Here is a 1,083-nt window from a genome sequence, read left to right as displayed (position 1 = left end):
GGCCGCATCTATGCCACCCCGGCCTCCAAGGAGCGCAAGAGCCTCTTGGAGGACGACCTGACGCCCAAGATCATGTGCGAGTCCTGCCACGGCGCGCAGCCGCACAAGACCAATCAGAAGGCCAACGACCACACCGACAAGGTGGCCTGCCAGTCCTGCCACATCCCGACCTACGCCCGCGTCAACCCGACCAAGATGCACTGGGATTGGTCCACGGCCGGCGACAAGAAGCGCGAGGCCAGGAAGGACGAGTTCGGCAAGCCCGACTACGACCCCAAGAAGGGCGACTTCATCTGGGGTAAGAACGTGGTCCCTCGCTACGAATGGTTCAACGGCTCCATCAAGGGCACCACGGCCAAGGACGTCATCGACCCCTCGGCCCCTGTGCGCATGTCCTGGCCCATCGGCGACGTCTCCGACCCGAGCTCCCGCATCTTCCCCTTCAAGGTGCACACGGGCAGGACGCCCTACGACAAGGTGCGCAAGACCATGGTCATCCCCAAGCTCTTCGGGCCCAAGGACTCGGGCGCCTACTGGTCCGACTTCGACTGGAACAAGGCCATCGCCGTGGGCCAGGCCGCCAACGGGCTGCCCTACAGCGGCGAGTACGACTTCGTGGACACGGAGTACGTCTTCCCCATCACGCACATGGTGGCGCCCAAGGACCAGGCCGTGCCCTGCGTGGAATGCCACGCCAAGGCCGGTCGGCTGGACCATCTGGGCGGATTCTACATGCCGGGCCGCGACTCGGTGCGCCTCTTGGACATGGGCGGCTGGGCCATGGTCGGGGCGTCGCTGCTGGGCGTGGCCCTGCACGGCCTGGGGCGTTTTCTGAGTTCCGCCGGACGTCGCAAGGAGTAAGGACATGAAAGCCAAGAAGAAGATCTACCTGTACACGCGTTTCGAGCGTTTCTGGCACTGGGTGCAGTCGCTGCTCATCTTCCTGCTGCTGCTGACGGGCTTCGAGGTCCACGGCACCTTCACCCTGTTCGGCTTCCAGAAGGCGGTGGAGTACCACAACTTCCTGGGCCTGACCTGGATCGTGCTGTTCGTCTTCATCGTCTTCTGGGTGCTGACCACGGG

At 64.2% G+C, this 1,083-nt stretch carries 1 protein-coding gene and 1 pseudogene; both read left to right on the top strand.

The features are described from left to right. Window positions 1–861: pseudogene (locus G394_RS19605) on the top strand (tetrathionate reductase family octaheme c-type cytochrome); the annotation flags it as partial. 4 nt (window positions 862–865) lie between these two features. Next, the coding region (locus G394_RS0115980; RefSeq protein WP_028578509.1) for a cytochrome b/b6 domain-containing protein at window positions 866–1,083 on the top strand (218 nt) is incomplete at its 3' end.

It is taken from the genome of Desulfomicrobium escambiense DSM 10707, assembly GCF_000428825.1.
In the GTDB taxonomy this organism is placed as follows: domain Bacteria; phylum Desulfobacterota; class Desulfovibrionia; order Desulfovibrionales; family Desulfomicrobiaceae; genus Desulfomicrobium; species Desulfomicrobium escambiense.
The sequence above is the reverse complement of the archived record's forward strand: the minus strand, read 5'-3'. Positions and strand labels throughout refer to the sequence as shown.